The organism is Vibrio sp. 1S139, from assembly GCF_041439475.1.
GTDB lineage: Bacteria > Pseudomonadota > Gammaproteobacteria > Enterobacterales > Vibrionaceae > Vibrio > Vibrio crassostreae_C.
The window spans coordinates 1-1,102 of sequence record NZ_JBGOOD010000165.1; the positions used below are offsets into that span (position 1 = coordinate 1).

The 1,102-nt window shown below is 42.4% G+C and carries 1 protein-coding gene; it reads right to left on the bottom strand.

The features are described from left to right. Nucleotides 1-760: 760 nt before the first annotated feature. The gene (locus ACED46_RS21940) at nt 761-1,081 is read right to left on the bottom strand and encodes a hypothetical protein (RefSeq protein ID WP_371722457.1); all 321 of its coding nucleotides are present in this window, start codon (nt 1,079-1,081) and stop codon (nt 761-763) included. Nucleotides 1,082-1,102 lie beyond the last annotated feature (21 nt).

Below are 1,102 nucleotides of genomic sequence, written 5' to 3' on the forward strand. Positions count from 1 at the left end.
TATTTTTTCGCTTTGCTCATTCTGTATGTCGTCGCGCGCTCCTCCATGGCCCGATTGCGGTGAGTTAAGGTGGGGGGAATCTTCGAGTCGGTGATATAAGATGATAGGGTATCGTCTAATTCAGCGATAAGTCCCACATAAGTCGTTCAAGGCACCTTTGTGTCATTCCGTCATAATGACAGGGAATAACGGCACACACACACCCTATTATTCAGTAAGATACGTTTATTTATTCACCAATAATCAAACGTGCTTTTTGCAGAGGAATAGGGTGTCATGAGTATATCGGATATCAAAGTAACTTGAGTACGGCCTAAAATCTCAGTGCTATCAGCTAAGGGGCGTTGTTATTACAGCAGCCCCTTTTGCATGAAATTTTTGATAGGGTATTTTAGCTACAAATGTTTAGTCAAACATATTTACGGAATAGCTTCCATTAGTCAAAATACTTTACTAAAATAAGTTTTTTGGTCAAACATTTTGACTAATAAGTTCGGAGGTGTCTCAATGAGTTTTGTACCAGACTATAAGCTCTCAGAGCTCAGTAAAATGGCTGGGTTTGACACCGTTGACGAATTGGCCAGGTACGCATCTACAACGCGGCAGAACCTAGATAATTGGAACAAGTCCCAATCAAAACAGGGGTTTCTTAGAGTTGTGATTATGGGGGCCAAGGTTTTGAAGGCTCAAGACCTTAAGCGCCGAGTGACTATGTCTAGCTAACAAATAACAAACATCGCCCTATCTAGGCGGTAACTTGTCAATCAAACACCTTCAGCAATAGGTGGTTATATTGTTTCGTCCCTCCACGAACATTGAAGTTATCCGTCCCACCCCCCCTGACTTCATTCTTATCATTGGCTTTTTGTGGTGTACGTTTTGCCTTCTGTGCACGACTGCAAAGCGGGCAACCGATTTTTTTTACCGTGGCCAGAAAATTATTGGGTGTTGTATGGAAGGGTCCGTGCTCTGGGCATAATATTTCGACAGGGGTAGAACGATTGACGTACTTCATTTTCGAAAAATCGTACCGCTCACCGTACTTTAGTGTAAGCGTCTTTAAATCGACACATTCAATCATCGAAACGAACGTCGTAACCTT